Source organism: Pseudomonas sp. AC229 (assembly GCF_979254655.1).
Genome location: NZ_CEEDHK010000004.1, coordinates 162,228 through 177,058, shown reverse-complemented (window position 1 = coordinate 177,058; position 14,831 = coordinate 162,228). Strand labels below are relative to the sequence as shown.

Below are 14,831 nucleotides of genomic sequence, written 5' to 3'. Positions count from 1 at the left end.
CTCGCCCGAAAGGGCGGGCGGTTTTTTTATGGGCGGGGTCTGGCTATACCGATCAGCCGCGATGCATTTTTTCGAACAGAACAAAAACATCGCGGCTGAAGCCGCTCCTACAGACAGATGTTTCGCTCTTAATTAAAGGAAATTGCGACAGGAACCGGTGCCGAGTGCGATGGAAATAGGCAAAATGCCACCGGTTCGCCGCCACTTTCTGACGGCCCGTGGAACAGTGTCGTGCATCGCCTTAAAGCCGTTCGCCTCAGCCATTTCCTTCCTTCGTTGCTGCTGTTAGTGGCAGGGATGACGGCTGCCAGCTTGCCGGTGCTGAACGAGTTCTTCACGTCGCTGTTCAACGTCTTGCCCACGCTGCTGCTGATTCTCGGCGGCGCGTTCTGTCTGATCTATTCCCGCCAACGCGAGCTGTTTTTGTTGGTAGTGGTCTACGGCGCCTACTTTCTGCTCGACACCCAAGCCGACTTTTTCCGCACCACCGGCAAGGCGCGGCCTGAAACGGCGCTGGTGTTCCACCTGTGCAGCCTGTTGCTGCCGCTGCTCTACGGTATTTACGCGGCCTGGCTGGAACGCACCCACCTGGTTCGCGATCTGGTGGCGCGTTCCGCCGTGCTGCTGGCTATCGGCGCCGTGGTGCTTGGCCTGGCGCAGCGCTACCCGGAGGGCATGCTCGAATGGTTGGCGCAGATCCGCTGGCCATCACTGCACGCCGAGTGGATGAGCCTGGTGCAGCTGGCGTATCCGTTGTTCGTGCTGGCGTTTATCGGATTGATCGTTCAATACATCTATAAGCCGCGCCCGCTGCACGCCGCGCAAATCGTCGGCCTGGTGGGTCTGTGCTGGATGCTGCCGAAAACCTTCCTGCTGCCCCACGGCCTGAACGTGATGAGCAGCGAAGTCATGCTGATTCTGGCCGTGGCGGTGGCACACGAGGCTTACCAAATGGCCTTTCGCGACGAGCTCACCGGCTTGCCGGGCCGTCGCGCGCTCAACGAACGCTTGCCTCGCTTGGGCCGCAACTACGTGATTGCCATGGCCGACGTCGATCACTTCAAGAAATTCAACGACACCCACGGCCACGATGTCGGCGACCAAGTGCTGCGCGTCGTCGCCAGCCAGCTGCGAAAAATCGGTGGCGGCGGCAAGGCGTATCGCTACGGCGGCGAGGAATTCACCCTGGTGTTTTCCGGCAAGACGCTGGACGAATGCAAACCGCACCTGGAAGAAGTGCGCCAGGCCGTCGAGCGCTATGTGATTCAGCTGCGCGACAAAGGCAACCGCCCGCAAAACGACAGCAAAGGCAAACAACGGCGCGGTGCGGCGGCGGCCACCAGTGTGTCGGTGACGGTAAGCATTGGCGTGGCGGAAAAAGAAAGCGAACAGCGCACGCCCGAAGAAGTGATCAAAGCCGCCGACCGCGCGCTGTACGCGGCCAAGGCGGCGGGGCGCAACTGCGTGATCCAGCACGGCCAAAACCGTCGCGGCGCGGTGCGCGTGGCAAGCCCTACGGCATAGGCGCGCCTGCTTATAGGCGCGCATTCAGCGCGCGCAACGTCATTGTCCCGGGCAACTGGCCGGCAGTAGCGTGTCGGTCTCGATGACGCGCTCGCGTCCCTGCCTAGGAGAACGTCCATGCCCGAATACAAGGCTCCCCTGCGCGATATGCGCTTTCTGGTCGACGAAGTGTTCGACTTCCACGCTGGCTACGCGGCCATGGGCGCCACCGACGCCTCGCCGGACATGGTCAACGCCATTCTTGAAGAAGGGGCGAAGTTCTGCGAGCAGGTCATCGCGCCGCTGAACCGCTCCGGCGACGAAGAAGAATGCACATTCGACAACGGCGTCGTCACCACGCCCACCGGCTTTAAAGAAGCCTTCCAGCAATTCGCTGAAGGCGGCTGGATGAGCCTGTCGGCCGACCCAACCTACGGCGGCCAAGGCCTGCCGCACTCGCTGGGGCTGCTGTTCAGCGAAATGATCGGCTCCAGCAACTACGCCTGGGGCATGTACCCCGGCCTGACCCAAGGCGCCATGGCGGCCATTCAAGCCCACGGCACCGAAGAGCAGAAACAGACCTACCTCACGCAGATGACCGAGGCCAACTGGACCGGCACCATGTGCCTGACCGAAGCGCACTGCGGCACCGACCTGGGCCTGATCAAAACCCGCGCCGTGCCACAAGCCGACGGCAGCTACTCGCTGACCGGCAGCAAAATATTCATCTCCTCGGGCGAGCACGACCTCAGCGAGAACATCGTGCACCTGGTGCTGGCCAAGCTGCCGGACGCACCGGCGGGCACCAAAGGCATTTCGCTGTTTATCGTGCCGAAATTCCTGCCAGCCGCCGATGGCAAAGCCGGCGAGCGCAACGCGGTTTCCTGCGGCTCCATCGAACACAAAATGGGCATCAAAGGGTCGGCCACCTGCGTTATCAACTTCGATAACGCCAAGGGCTACCTCATCGGTGAGATGAACAAGGGCCTGAACTGCATGTTCACCATGATGAACCATGCGCGTTTGGGCACCGGCATGCAGGGCCTTTGCCTGGGTGAGACCAGCTACCAGGGCGCCTTGAAATACGCCACCGAGCGTCTGCAAATGCGCTCGCTCACCGGCGCCAAGGCCCCGGAGAAATCCGCCGACCCGATCATCGTGCACCCCGACGTGCGCCGCATGTTGCTGACCATGAAGGCCTTCAACGAGGGCAACCGCGCGCTCGCCTACTTCTGCGCTCAACTGCTTGACCAGTTGCACGCCGAGACAGAAGAACAACGTCAGCAAGCCGAAGACCTGCTGGCCTTCCTCACGCCCATCTGCAAAGCCTTCATGACCGAAACCGGTTTGGAAGTGACCAACCACGGGATGCAGGTGTTTGGCGGCCACGGCTTTATTCGCGAATGGGGCATGGAGCAGCTGGTGCGCGACTGCCGCATTGCCCTGCTGTACGAAGGCACCAACGGCATTCAGGCCCTCGACCTGCTCGGCCGCAAAGTGCTCGGCAGCCAAGGCAAATTGCTGCGTGGCTTTACGAAGCTGGTGCACAAATTCTGCGAAGCCAACGCCAGCCATCCGCAGCTGCAGGGTGCGTTCAACCAACTCGCCACGTTGAATAAAGAGTGGGGCGAGCTGACCACTAAAGTCGGCATGGCCGCCATGAAAAACCCGGACGAAGTCGGCGCCGCCGCGACCGATTACCTGATGTATTCCGGCTACGTCGTGTTGGCCTACTTCTGGTTGCGCATGGCCGTTGTGGCGCAAGAGAAAATCGACGCCGGCAGCGGTGATGCCGAGTTCTACAAAGCCAAGCTGGCGACGGCTGACTTCTACTTCAAACGTCTGCTGCCACGCACCCTGGTGCACCGCGCTGGCGTAGAAGCGGGCAGCGAAAGCCTGATGCAACTGAGCGCCGAGCAGTTTGCCGGCTAAGCGCCTAGGCTGAACGAAGCCCGCCTTTATGGCGGGCTTTTTTGTGGCAGACATCAATCGGACTCCCCTCTCCCGCTTGCGGGAGAGGGGAGTCAGTACGTGTGTATGGCCTGATTGGGGTGTGACCCATCGGTCCCACCATGACCCTATGTGTCTGAAAAGTTGTTCGGGTAAACTCCGAGGCCTGCGTCATACCGGCCTTTAGGCCGCATCGTTGGATCGTTCGAGGATCACTACCATGGCCGACTACAAAGCTCCCCTGCGCGATATGCGTTTCGTCCTCAATGAAGTGTTTGAGGTCTCCAAACTCTGGCAACAACTGCCTGCGCTGGCGGAAGTCGTCGATGCAGACACGGCCGAGGCGATCCTCGAAGAAGCCGGCAAAGTCACTGCAAAAACCATCGCCCCGCTCAACCGTAGCGGCGACGAAGAAGGCTGCAGCTGGAACAACACCGTGGTTACCACCCCGGCTGGCTTTCCCGAGGCCTACAAAATTTACGGCGAAGGCGGTTGGGTTGGCGTAGGCGGTGACCCGGCCTACGGCGGCATGGGCATGCCCAAGGTGCTCGGCGCGCAAGTTGAGGAAATGCTCAACGCCGCCAACCTGTCGTTCGGCCTGTACCCGATGCTGACTGCCGGCGCCTGCCTGTCGATCAACGCCCACGCCAGCGCCGAGCTGAAAGAAACCTACCTGCCGAACATGTATTCCGGCGTTTGGGCCGGCTCCATGTGCTTGACCGAGCCGCACTCGGGCACCGACCTGGGCATCATCCGCACCAAGGCCGAGCCGCAGGCTGACGGCTCGTTCAAAGTCACCGGCACGAAGATTTTCATCACCGGCGGCGAGCACGACCTCACCGAAAACATCATCCACCTGGTGCTGGCAAAACTGCCGGACGCGCCAGCGGGCTCCAAAGGTATCTCGCTGTTCCTGGTGCCCAAGTTCATGGTCAATGCCGACGGCAGCCTGGGCGAGCGCAACACCCTGTCGTGCGGTTCCATCGAACACAAGATGGGCATTCAAGGTTCCGCCACCTGCGTGATGAACTTCGACGGCGCCACCGGCTACATCATCGACGGCCCGAACAAAGGCCTGGCGGCCATGTTCACCATGATGAACTACGAGCGTTTGGGCGTGGGTATCCAAGGCCTGGCCGCTGGTGAGCGTTCGTACCAGAGCGCCATCGAATACGCCCGCGACCGCCTGCAAAGCCGCGCGCCGACCGGCCCGGTTGCCAAAGACAAAGTGGCCGACCCGATCATCGTGCACCCCGACGTGCGCCGCATGCTGCTGACCATGAAGGCCAGCAACGAAGGTGGCCGCGCGTTCTCCACTTACGTGGCCATGCAACTCGACACCGCCAAGTTCAGCGAAGACCCGACCACGCGCAAACGCGCCGAAGAGTTGGTGGCACTGCTGACGCCAATCGCCAAAGCGTTCCTGACTGACCTCGGTTTGGAAACCACCGTGCACGGTCAGCAGATTTTCGGCGGCCACGGCTTCATTCGTGAGTGGGGCCAAGAGCAGCTGGTGCGCGACGTGCGCATCACGCAAATCTACGAAGGCACCAACGGCATCCAGGCGCTCGACCTGGTGGGCCGCAAAATCGTCGGCAGCGGCGGCACCTTCTACAAGCACTTCGCCGACGAAGTGAAAGCCTTCATCGGCAGCGCCAACGGCGAGTTGGCCGAGTTTGTTGAACCGCTGAAAGCGGCCATCGCCAACCTCGACGACCTCACCGCCTGGCTGCTCGACAGCGCCAAGTCGAACCCGAACGAAATCGGCGCGGCGTCGGTGGAATACCTGCACGTGTTTGGCTACACCGCTTACGCCTACATGTGGGCGTTGATGGCGCGCGCAGCGCTGGGCAAAGAAACCCAGGACGAGTTCTACGCCAGCAAACTGGGCACCGCACGCTTCTACTTCGCCCGTCTGCTGCCGCGTATTCACTCGCTGACAGCGTCGGTAAAAGCCGGTAGCGAGTCGCTGTACCTGCTGGATGCTGCGCAGTTCTGATGGTCGTTTCGCGTTAACAAAAAGCCCCGCCGATGCGGGGCTTTTTTTATCGTAGCCAGATCGCTTTTGTAGGAGAGGCTTTAGCCTCGATTGGGCTTGGCAGGTCCACAAGCATCGCGGCAGATCGAAATGCCGCCCAACTGCGCCACAGGGTCAGGATTACTCCTGAGTCAGCTGTTCCGCCGCTGCCGGCGCGTCGATAAACCGATTGCGCGTGCCTTGCAGCGCTTCAATCTGGTCGTTGCGCGCTTTTTCCTCGGCGTCCGGCGGATCGAGCTGGCTCCAGCGCTTGTACATTTGCAGTTGGCCCACCACCGGCAAGCCGTACTCGCTGCGCATGTAGAAGATCGCCCGCGCTACGTTGCCTTTGGCCGAATCCGGCGGCTCGATCAGTTGGAAGCTGGCTTTGAGCTGGCAGCCGATATCGCTGAATTTGCTCGACACGTCATCGCCCAATTCGCCGAATTGCGCGTTGCGGCGTGCCAGTTCGACCAGGGTCAGGGCGGGGTACATGTTGTGCAGGTCGCTCAACATATAGGGATATTGCGGGTTGGCTTCGGCGCACTGGCTATCGGTGACGCAGCGCAAGGCCGACTTTATTTGCTTGGCCGTGTACACCAGGCTCGCGGCCACCTGGCCGCGTTCGCCCACGAAGGGCTTGGCGCAGTAGAGCGTGGTGCCGCCTTTGGGGTAGAGCTGCTTCCAGAAGAATTGGTCAACGGCGATCTTGGGGTCAGCCAGCTGGTTTTGTCCGCCGGCTGAGGCGCCGCCACTCATGCAAACCGATAAACCAGCCAGGGCAACTGCTACTGCGCGCATGAGACTTGAACCCCAGGAACTGCATGGGAAGGAGAAACCGAGTGGTCAACGCCGCGATGAAGTGTTTGTTGTTTTGTAGGACAAAGCGAGTCTAACAAGAGCCCCTTCACAAAATAAAGCAGACCTAAGGCATGGTTTAAACCTTTGTAAGCCAAAGCTTACAAAGCGTGCTGCTTATCGCCGCTACCGCAGGTAATAACGCCTCGTTATTCTGTTGCACATGGACGTTGTGCACGGAAGCGCCAAGGAACCAACACGGATACGCTGGATTTCCACCAGGATGGTGGATGACTACGGATGTCAGGACACAGTCTGCAAAGCCCCGCCTCGGCGGGGTTTTCTTTTTTCTGCCTTTCTGTTTTCGCTGCGCTTTGTTGAGCGTAATGAAAAACACCGGCGCAAGGCCGGTGCTTTTCGAAACGTCTGACGGCTACGCCATTCCCAGGGTGTTTTGCTGCGCTCGACGGTTTCTGACCACGGTCGCGGTAATCACCAGCGCCACCAGAATGGCCGCTAGCACGGCCGACGAACCGATAGTGCCGAAGTCCAACCCCCCTTTTTCGTGGGGCTTGGTCAGCACGTCACCCAACGTCGCGCCGAACGGGCGAGTCAGCACAAACGCCAACCAAAACAGCAGCACCGACGAGAGGCGCGTGTAGTAATGCGCGAGCACCACCAGGCCAATTGCCCCGCCGATCAACAGCGCGCCACCGGCAAAGCCCAGCCCCGAATCGTCCGCCAGGAAATCCCCAAGCGCCGTGCCCAGCGTGTTGGAGAACAGGATGGCAACCCAGTAGAACAGCTCACCTTTGGTGGTGTTAACCCGGTCTACCGACAGCGAGCCTTCGCTCCAGCGCCAGATGGCTAAGGTCACGACCAGGAAGGTAACGAGCAGCGCCGAACCGGTGGCGTAGCCGAGGCCGAGGGTGCGGTCCATGAAATCGGACATCGTGGTGCCCGCCGTGCTGGTCGAGAGAATGACCAGCCAATACAGCATCGGGTGATAGGTTTTGGCTTTGAGCTGACCGATGAGCGTCACCAGAAACGCGGTGATCAAAATCATGGAGCTGATGGCGTAGCCGACGTTGAGGGTCATCGACAGCAAGTCGCCGGCGGTTTCGCCCAGCGTCGTTGCACAAATTTTCATCACCCAGAAGGCCAGGGTGATCTGCGGAAGTTTATTCATCGGCGTGCATCCTGAGAGGCGTGGGAGTACGAGTGCGCACGCCGGACGAGCCCCCATTGGACAGTCGTTACGGCATGTTTCCGAGCGCAGGATGCAAAGGCGAGGGTGAAAAGAAGGTCAACGGCACATGAAAAATTCGTGGAAGGCGTGGCGGTCGGCTCGTTGCGAACAGGCCGCCGCGTGGCGCATCAGCCCTTGCTGTGCAGCGCAACCCACTGGGCGTAGGTGTCGATGAACTTTTGCAGGAACGGTTTGATGCCATCGCTCAAGGTGCCGTCTTCGCTAAAAAAGCTGCCGGCGCCGCCCAGATAAGCTTCCGGTTGCTGGAGCATGTGCACGTCGAGGAAGACCATGGACTGGCGCAAATGATGGTTAGCACCAAAGCCACCGACCGCACCGGGGGACGCGCTAACCACCGCACCGGCCTTGCCGCTGAACGCGCTTTGGCCATACGGGCGCGAGCCGACGTCGATGGCGTTTTTCAGCGGCGCCGGCACCGAACGGTTGTATTCCGGGGTGATAAACAGCAGCGCATCGGCGGCTTTTACCTGGTCGCGAAAAGCCGTGTAGGCGGGCGGGGCGGGCGTGACGTCGATGTCTTCGTTGTACAGCGGCAGATCGCCGATTTCGACAATCTCCAACTTCAACGAAGCGGGCGCCAGCTCAGCCAATGCCAAGGCCAGTTTGCGGTTGATCGAGGCTTTGCGCAGGCTGCCGACCAGCACGGCGACGCGGTGAACTTTGCTCATGGTGACTCCTTGGTTGAGGCGAACGGATGAACAGCTTGCAACTATAGCCAGCTGTCGCTTAAACGCCTGTGACAGACCGGTCAGTTGACCCCGAACACGCTAAATAAGTCGGCGACAAAAGCGTTCTGCGCTTCGCTGGGCTGCCGACCGCGATGACTGCCCACATGGAACTGCACGGCAAAGCCCAGGCTTTGCGGCAGCACCGCGCGCAGCTGGCCACTCGCGACCCACGGCGCGGCGACATGAGTGGGCAGATAACCCAAGTGCGCGCCCGACAACACGAACGCCAGCGAGCCCTCAACCTGCTCACTGCGCGCGCTGCTGATGGAGGACTGCCAGGGTTCGTCCAGCTGGAAAAAACGGTAGGGGTGGTCGACGCCGTCCTGGTCCTGCAAGTCTTCCAGGCGCAGCGTCTTGCGCTCGAACAGCGGATGGCCACGGCCGCAATACAGCGCCTGTTCTTCACTAAATAACGGGCGATGCTCAATCGCCGCCTGAGCGCCGGAAAAATAACCGACTGCCAAGTGCAGTTGATCGTGCAGCAAGCGACGCTCCAGCTCCGCCGGCGTGGCGCTGAGCAATTCGATGTGCACCGCCTGGTTACGCTGGCGAAACAAGCGAATGGCGCTGCCGAGGCGGTTGAGGGTGTTCGGGTCGAGCGCCTCGGAAATGCCGATGCGCAGCTCGCCCAATAGCTTGTCCGCCATGCCCTGCGCTTCGCCCTTGAACACTTCGATGGCCGCGAACAGCTTGCGCGCCGCCAGCACCACTTCTTCGCCCTTGGGCGTCAGACGAAAGCCGGCTTTGCCGCGTTCGCACAAGCGAAAGCCAAGGCGCGTTTCCAGCTTGGCCATCTGCGTGCTGATGGTCGATTGGCCGATGCCCAACTCGCCCTGCGCCGCACTAAACCCGCCGCTTTCCACCACGGTCATAAACAGCCGCAGCAGTTGTAAATCGAGGTCACGTACCTGGCTGAGCATGGGGGAATCCAAACATTGATAGAGGGCTATGTCAGCGTATATCACTTTGCATTTATTCAACGCAAAGGCCGGCGCAGTATCCACCCATCCAGAGCCTCCTGGCGCCGCTGAACGCGAGGCGCCCCTGCGAGAGGCGCGGTCACCGTTATCTGCCGGAGGAGCTTGAACCATGCGAATTTCCACCTGCGCCTTAGTGCTCGCCGCCACGTTGCCGCTGCATCTGCATGCCGAAGACAAGGCGCTGAACATCTACAACTGGTCCGACTACATCGGCCCACAAGCGCTAAAAGGCTTCCAGGCCGAGACCGGCATCCAGATCAAGTACGACGTGTTCGACAGCCCGGAAGCCCTGGACAGCAAATTGCTCACCGGCGGCAGCGGCTACGACCTGGTGTTTCCCGCCTCAAGCGGCCTGGCCCGCGCCGTGAAGGCCAAAGCCCTGCAGCCCATCGCCGCCGCCAGCTTGCCGCTGTACGCGAATCTAGACACGGAGCTGCTGGCCAAACTCGCCACCTCCGATCCCGGCAACCGCTACGGCGTGCCGTTCACCTGGGGCACAGTTGGCTTGGGGCTCAATAAAGAAGCGGTGACTAAACGGCTGGGCAGCGACGTGCCGCTCAACACCCTGGATGTGCTGTTCAAACCCGAGTACGCCAGCAAGCTCAAAGACTGCGGCATCGCGGTGCTCGACTCGCCGCAAGAAGTGATCAGCATCGCCCTCAACTACCTCGGCCACGACCCTTACAGCACCGAACCGGCCGATTTGAAAGCGGTTCAGCAACTGCTCGCCGGGCTGCAGCCCAACGTGCGCTACGTGGCGTCCGGCCGGCAGATTGACGACCTGGCCAAAGGCGAAATCTGCTTGGCCCTGAGCTACAGCGGCGATGCCGCCACCGCCGCCGCCCGGGCCGTGGAAGCCAAGCAGCCCTTTGAAGTGGTGTACCGCATTCCGCGCGAGGGCACGCTGGTGTGGTTCGACACCATGGCCATTCCGGTAGACGCCCCGCATCCCAAAGCAGCGCTGGCGTTCATCAACTACATGCTGCGGCCCGAAGCCATCGCCGAAGTGACCAACACCGTGTATTTCGCCAACGCCAACGGCGCGGCGACCGCCCTGGTTGACCCCGCCGTTGCGGCCGACCCCGACATTTACCCGCCCGCCGATATTCGCGCGCGGCTGTTCAGCGAACGCCTGCAACCGCTGGCCGCGCAGCGTGAACGCACACGCCTGTGGACCGCCTTTCGCACCCACTACTAAGGAGCACCGCAATGGACCAAGCCTCACGCAACGACCAGGCGCTTACCCGCGAGAGCCTGTACGGCACGGCGGCGGAATCGACCTACGGCGGCATCACAAGCTTTATGCGCCGCCGCTACAGCCGCGACCTGCGCGGTGTGGATGTTGTCGTCAGCGGCGTACCGTTCGACACCGCCACCACCAATCGCCCCGGCACGCGTTTCGGCCCGCGCGCCATTCGCGCCGCTTCCACGCAAATGGCCTGGGCCCGGCATTTCCCCTGGGAATTCGACCCGTTCGACGAGCTGGCCGTGATCGACTACGGCGACTGCGATTTCGACCATGGCCAGCCGCAGCTAACCCCTGGCGCCATCGAAGCCCACGCCGATGAAATTCTCGCCGCCGGCTGCGCCATGCTGACCTTGGGTGGTGACCACTTCATCAGCTACCCACTGCTCAAAGCGCACGCCAAAAAACACGGCGCGCTGTCGCTGATCCACTTCGACGCCCACAGCGACACCTGGCCCGACGAGGAGGTGCAGCGCATCGACCACGGCACCATGTTTTTCCACGCCGCCCGCGAAGGTTTGGTCGACCCGGCGCGCTCCGTACAGATCGGCCTGCGCACCACCAACGACGACGTGCTGGGCTTCCAGGTACTCGACGCCCCCCACGTACATCGCCACACGCCCGAGCAGATCGCCGAACAAATCCGCGCGCGCGTCGGCGACCATCCGGTGTACCTGACTTTCGACATCGACTGCCTCGACCCGGCCTTCGCCCCCGGTACCGGCACGCCGGTGTGCGGCGGCTTGAGCAGCCACCAAGCGCTGGAAATTCTGCGCGGTTTGCGCGGCATCAATCTGGTGGGCATGGACGTCGTGGAAGTGGCGCCGCCCTACGACCACGCGGAAATAACCGCGCTCGCAGGCGCGACCATCGCCATGGAAATGCTTTGCCTGTACGCGGCGAAACATACGCACAAAAGTTAAGAAAAGACTTAGGTTGAACCAGACACGAGCGCGGCAGGTCGGTTATGGGGTACGTTTTTCCACTTTAAAAGGAACCTGAATCATGGACCTGATCCGCATCCTGATTGCCATTCTGCTGCCGCCACTGGGCGTCTTCCTGCAGGTCGGTTTTGGCGGCGCGTTCTGGCTGAACATTCTGCTGACGTTGTGCGGCTACATTCCGGGCATCGTTCACGCCGTGTACATCATCGCCAAGCGCTAAAACCGTTTCGGCACAAAAAAGCCCCGCAGCGAGCGGGGCTTTTGCGTTTCTGGGCAACTGTTACAGCGTGGGCTGGATGTCGCCGGCGTCGTCCGCTAACAGCCCCAATGAGAAACCGGAAATCGACGCAATGGTGCCGCGCCACAGCAAGCCCTCGCTCGCTGGCATTTGCCCGGAGGGCGTACTCAACTTTGCGTCTTTCAAATGCAGATACTGCACGGGCGGCGGCGTTTCGCCATCGGACTTCGGCAACCGCGACTTGCCCAACTCGGCATAGTGCGCGCGCAACCGATCGGCATCAGCCGCTGGCCACGAGCTGGAAAATGACTCACCGAACAGCTGGAAATACTGCTCAACGCTGATCAAGATCCCGGAAATCATGCCCGCTGGCGTGGACAAGGTAACGCCCACCTGCAGGTCGGTTTCGTTAGTCAGCCGCACCAGATCCTGCAAAAACCAGTCAGTGGTTCGACCGTGCCAGGCCAGGTCCTTCATCACCGGATCGACTAGATCGTCGGCCACTTGCTGATGCCAGCTTGGTTTTGCATTGTCCTGAGTCATCTTCGCTCCATGCTGCCGATGAGGGCAGATCAGTCATTACGGGTGTCTTGTTATAAGCCCAGTGTAGGCAATGCCCCACACACTAAGCCAATTCTGCCGTCAGACCATTACATCAACAGAGTTGCCGAGATTCGGCGGATTACTCGGCAGCGCCGACAACTCAGGAATTGCCTCAATCAGCGCCATCGCGCTTTCCGACTGAATATCCAACGTCTTATTCAGAATCTTGATCGACACATCAGAAGCAGTCTTGGCCATCTGCGCACTCGAAGCGGCTGCGGCAACGCTTGAAATATCCATACAGACCTCCGGATTTTTCCATCCTACAAAGTCGACTGATCCGCGCATCGCTTAGTTCAACTCCAGATGCGGCGGGCGGGCAGTGTTGAACAGGGGTTATCGGCAGGGGAGGAGGGGGCTGGAGGGGCCGTTTGTCGTGGGGCGCAAAGGGACGGGTTTGTGAACTTGGGATGCCGCACGGAGCAAGCACTATAGGCGCTCAGCACCTGCCGCCAACGCCTGGGCGGGGCCGGTAATGCGCTCGACGCTTTGCTGGTGCTGGAACTCCAGCGCCTGCTCCTGCAGCCAGGTGCAGAACGCTTGAATCTGCGGGCGGTTGGCCAGTTTTTTTAGAAATACGGCATAGACGCCGTCATCCTCGACCACGTCGTTGAACAACGGGATCAGCCGCCCGCGCGCCACGTCTCCGGCCACCAGAACGTGACGCCCAAGGGCCACGCCTCGGCCGTTGAGCGCCGCCCCCACTATTAAATCCGCCTGGTTGAAACGGTAGCCACCGCTGCAATCCACATGGCGCACGCCCCGTTCCGTTAACCAGCTTTGCCAGGATGTGGCGAGCTTGGCGTGGGGCAGGGAATCGTGCAGCAGCACGGTGCGGCGCAGGTCGCCGGGTTCCCGCAGGTCTACTTGCTGCAGCAGCGCCGGGCTGATTACCGGGTAGATATAGTCGCGAAACAGCAGATGCTGTTCCGTTGCCGGTTGCTCTGCCTTGCCGTGGCAAATGCCGATATCGACGATTTCGTTATGGAAGTTTGGCTCGGCAAACTCGGCGATCAGATGCAGCGCAATGTGCGGATGCTTGCTATGGAAGTCGTGCAGACGCGGCATCAGCCAGCGGTTAGCAAAGGACGGCATGCAATACACCGTGAGCTTGCTTTGCTGGCTACGGGTGTCGATATCCCCCAGGGTTTCGCTGAGCATCTCCAGCGCCGAATGCACCGTCGGATACAACTGGATGCCGGGCTCGGTGAGCTGCAGTTGGCGGGTGCGCCGCTCAAACAGTTTGTAGCCCAGGCGATCTTCCAGCTGAATGACTTTCTGGCTCACGGCGCTTTGTGACACGCACAACTCATCGGCGGCCAGCGTGAAGCTCAGGTGCCTGGCAGCGGCCTCGAAATAGCGCAGCGCTTCAAGTGGCGGAAGGCGAATGGACACACAAGCTCCTAGGGCGAAATAGAGCGCGCGTGTTGGTGGGCTCTGGCGAGACTTAACCTGAGCACGCAACGTGCCAAGCCTTTGAGCACCGGTCGGAGCGAGCGGGCCGGCCGGCCACGTCCTGCTTACTGAAAAGGCGCTGCGCCAACATGGGGCATTAGCCCACCTTATGCATGGTTATTAGGAGATACAGTTTGTTGCGCCCCGAGCCGCTGCTCGAAGATGACTCCAGCCTTCCAACCAAGCCGTCCACCGCCGGAGCATGTGCGTATGACCCCCAGGACCGTTTCTCCCCTGAAAAAACTGCTGTGCATGGCGGGCCTGTTACTCGCCGCCGCCCATGCCCAGGCTGACCTCCTTGACGAGATCAAGAGCCGTGGCGAAATCGTGGTCGCCACCGAAGCGCGCTACGCGCCGTTTGAAATGCTTGAAGACGGTAAGATCGTCGGCTACGGCAAAGACATGCTCGACGAAATTCTCAAAGACTTGCCCGGCGTGAAGCTCAAGCAACTGGACTTGCCATTTCAGAGCATCCTCGCCGGCTTGAACGCCAAGCGGTACGACATTGTTGTGACCTCGTTGATGATCACCCGCCAACGCCTCGATGCGTACGCATTCACCAACCCCATTTCCGACGCTTCGGTCGCCATCCTCAAACGCAAGGCGGACGACAGCATCAACAGCCCGGCAGACATGGCAGGCAAGATCATCGGCGTGCAAGCCGGCTCTGCGCAGGGCGCGGCGGTACGCAAATTCGAGAAAGAAGTGCTGGCACCCAAGGGACAGAAAGTCGCCGACATAAAGGAATTCACCGACTACAACGAGGCCTACGCCGCCCTGGCTTCACGCCGTGTCGACATCGTGCCGCAGGCCCTGCCCAACCTGTCTTCGGTGGTGAAATCGCGCCCGGACATGTTCGCCATTGTGCAACCGCCTTTCGGCGACAAGAGCTACTACGCCTGGGCGGCACGCAAAGAGGCGGAGTCAGCATCGTTGGTGGCCTTCTTCAACGCCGGAATCCTCAAGCTGCAGAAGAGCGGCAAGCTCGCCGAGCTGCAGATGAAGTGGTTCGGCTTCACCATGGATGTGCCTGAGGGCGTGCTGCCCGAGCCGCTGAATTAACGCAGCGCATCCGCCTCTGTCCGGGCTGCTGCGCTGG

At 60.9% G+C, this 14,831-nt stretch carries 14 protein-coding genes; 7 read left to right on the top strand and 7 right to left on the bottom strand.

The window, feature by feature from the left end; all coding sequences use genetic code 11:
- Positions 1 to 231: 231 nt before the first annotated feature.
- The 3 genes from AC0IW7_RS07305 (at position 232) to AC0IW7_RS07295 (ending at position 5,452) form a co-directional block, all read left to right on the top strand.
- Complete coding sequence (locus tag AC0IW7_RS07305) at positions 232 to 1,524, top strand: GGDEF domain-containing protein (protein ID WP_471816757.1); 1,293 nt, start codon at positions 232 to 234, stop codon at positions 1,522 to 1,524.
- A gap of 117 nt (positions 1,525 to 1,641) precedes the next feature.
- On the top strand, positions 1,642 to 3,435 hold the full coding sequence (locus AC0IW7_RS07300) for an acyl-CoA dehydrogenase C-terminal domain-containing protein (RefSeq protein ID WP_471816755.1): 1,794 nt from the start codon (positions 1,642 to 1,644) through the stop codon (positions 3,433 to 3,435).
- A gap of 238 nt (positions 3,436 to 3,673) precedes the next feature.
- Complete coding sequence (locus AC0IW7_RS07295; RefSeq protein ID WP_471816753.1) at positions 3,674 to 5,452, top strand: acyl-CoA dehydrogenase C-terminal domain-containing protein; 1,779 nt, start codon at positions 3,674 to 3,676, stop codon at positions 5,450 to 5,452.
- Between the two features lie 159 nt (positions 5,453 to 5,611).
- Here the strand turns inward: AC0IW7_RS07295 and AC0IW7_RS07290 are convergent, their stop codons facing one another.
- The 4 genes from AC0IW7_RS07290 to AC0IW7_RS07275 all read right to left on the bottom strand — a co-directional run bounded on the left by AC0IW7_RS07290 (position 5,612) and on the right by AC0IW7_RS07275 (position 9,186).
- Entirely contained in the window at positions 5,612 to 6,271 is a 660-nt protein-coding gene (locus AC0IW7_RS07290; protein WP_471816751.1) for an endonuclease, read from the bottom strand.
- A 430-nt stretch (positions 6,272 to 6,701) separates the two neighbouring features.
- Positions 6,702 to 7,457 carry a COG4705 family protein gene (locus AC0IW7_RS07285; RefSeq protein WP_471816749.1) on the bottom strand — a complete coding sequence of 252 codons (756 nt, stop codon included), beginning with the start codon at positions 7,455 to 7,457 and terminating at the stop codon, positions 6,702 to 6,704.
- A 188-nt stretch (positions 7,458 to 7,645) separates the two neighbouring features.
- On the bottom strand, positions 7,646 to 8,206 hold the full coding sequence (locus AC0IW7_RS07280; protein ID WP_122492010.1) for an NADPH-dependent FMN reductase: 561 nt from the start codon (positions 8,204 to 8,206) through the stop codon (positions 7,646 to 7,648).
- An 80-nt stretch (positions 8,207 to 8,286) separates the two neighbouring features.
- Complete coding sequence (locus AC0IW7_RS07275) at positions 8,287 to 9,186, bottom strand: LysR family transcriptional regulator (RefSeq protein ID WP_471816747.1); 900 nt, start codon at positions 9,184 to 9,186, stop codon at positions 8,287 to 8,289.
- A 169-nt stretch (positions 9,187 to 9,355) separates the two neighbouring features.
- Between AC0IW7_RS07275 and AC0IW7_RS07270 the strand changes: the two genes are divergently transcribed.
- From AC0IW7_RS07270 to AC0IW7_RS07260, 3 genes are all read left to right on the top strand, one after another.
- Positions 9,356 to 10,444, top strand: coding sequence for an extracellular solute-binding protein (locus AC0IW7_RS07270; protein WP_471816745.1), 1,089 nt, complete (start codon positions 9,356 to 9,358; stop codon positions 10,442 to 10,444).
- 11 nt (positions 10,445 to 10,455) lie between these two features.
- A complete protein-coding gene (speB, locus tag AC0IW7_RS07265) occupies positions 10,456 to 11,415 on the top strand; it encodes an agmatinase (RefSeq protein ID WP_471816743.1) in 960 nt (319 codons plus the stop codon).
- Positions 11,416 to 11,497: 82 nt separating this feature from the next.
- On the top strand, positions 11,498 to 11,656 hold the full coding sequence (locus AC0IW7_RS07260) for a YqaE/Pmp3 family membrane protein (RefSeq protein WP_074939855.1): 159 nt from the start codon (positions 11,498 to 11,500) through the stop codon (positions 11,654 to 11,656).
- 60 nt (positions 11,657 to 11,716) lie between these two features.
- Here the strand turns inward: AC0IW7_RS07260 and AC0IW7_RS07255 are convergent, their stop codons facing one another.
- From AC0IW7_RS07255 to gcvA, 3 genes are all read right to left on the bottom strand, one after another.
- Complete coding sequence (locus tag AC0IW7_RS07255) at positions 11,717 to 12,217, bottom strand: hypothetical protein (RefSeq protein ID WP_122492006.1); 501 nt, start codon at positions 12,215 to 12,217, stop codon at positions 11,717 to 11,719.
- A gap of 99 nt (positions 12,218 to 12,316) precedes the next feature.
- The gene (locus AC0IW7_RS07250; RefSeq protein ID WP_471816741.1) at positions 12,317 to 12,517 is read right to left on the bottom strand and encodes a YjfB family protein; all 201 of its coding nucleotides are present in this window, start codon (positions 12,515 to 12,517) and stop codon (positions 12,317 to 12,319) included.
- Between the two features lie 189 nt (positions 12,518 to 12,706).
- A complete protein-coding gene (gcvA, locus tag AC0IW7_RS07245) occupies positions 12,707 to 13,672 on the bottom strand; it encodes a transcriptional regulator GcvA (RefSeq protein ID WP_471816739.1) in 966 nt (321 codons plus the stop codon).
- 270 nt (positions 13,673 to 13,942) lie between these two features.
- Between gcvA and AC0IW7_RS07240 the strand changes: the two genes are divergently transcribed.
- A complete protein-coding gene (locus tag AC0IW7_RS07240; protein WP_163016475.1) occupies positions 13,943 to 14,794 on the top strand; it encodes a transporter substrate-binding domain-containing protein in 852 nt (283 codons plus the stop codon).
- Positions 14,795 to 14,831 lie beyond the last annotated feature (37 nt).

Bases quoted from the DNA above. Each gene is read 5' to 3' on its own strand.
- AC0IW7_RS07300 (WP_471816755.1), top strand. From the start codon at position 1,642: ATGCCCGAATACAAGGCTCCCCTGCGCGATATGCGCTTTCTGGTCGAC.
- AC0IW7_RS07295 (WP_471816753.1), top strand. From the start codon at position 3,674: ATGGCCGACTACAAAGCTCCCCTGCGCGATATGCGTTTCGTCCTCAAT.
- AC0IW7_RS07290 (WP_471816751.1), bottom strand. From the start codon at position 6,271: ATGCGCGCAGTAGCAGTTGCCCTGGCTGGTTTATCGGTTTGCATGAGT.
- AC0IW7_RS07285 (WP_471816749.1), bottom strand. From the start codon at position 7,457: ATGAATAAACTTCCGCAGATCACCCTGGCCTTCTGGGTGATGAAAATT.
- AC0IW7_RS07280 (WP_122492010.1), bottom strand. From the start codon at position 8,206: ATGAGCAAAGTTCACCGCGTCGCCGTGCTGGTCGGCAGCCTGCGCAAA.
- AC0IW7_RS07275 (WP_471816747.1), bottom strand. From the start codon at position 9,186: ATGCTCAGCCAGGTACGTGACCTCGATTTACAACTGCTGCGGCTGTTT.
- AC0IW7_RS07270 (WP_471816745.1), top strand. From the start codon at position 9,356: ATGCGAATTTCCACCTGCGCCTTAGTGCTCGCCGCCACGTTGCCGCTG.
- speB (WP_471816743.1), top strand. From the start codon at position 10,456: ATGGACCAAGCCTCACGCAACGACCAGGCGCTTACCCGCGAGAGCCTG.
- AC0IW7_RS07260 (WP_074939855.1), top strand. From the start codon at position 11,498: ATGGACCTGATCCGCATCCTGATTGCCATTCTGCTGCCGCCACTGGGC.
- AC0IW7_RS07255 (WP_122492006.1), bottom strand. From the start codon at position 12,217: ATGACTCAGGACAATGCAAAACCAAGCTGGCATCAGCAAGTGGCCGAC.
- AC0IW7_RS07250 (WP_471816741.1), bottom strand. From the start codon at position 12,517: ATGGATATTTCAAGCGTTGCCGCAGCCGCTTCGAGTGCGCAGATGGCC.
- AC0IW7_RS07240 (WP_163016475.1), top strand. From the start codon at position 13,943: ATGACCCCCAGGACCGTTTCTCCCCTGAAAAAACTGCTGTGCATGGCG.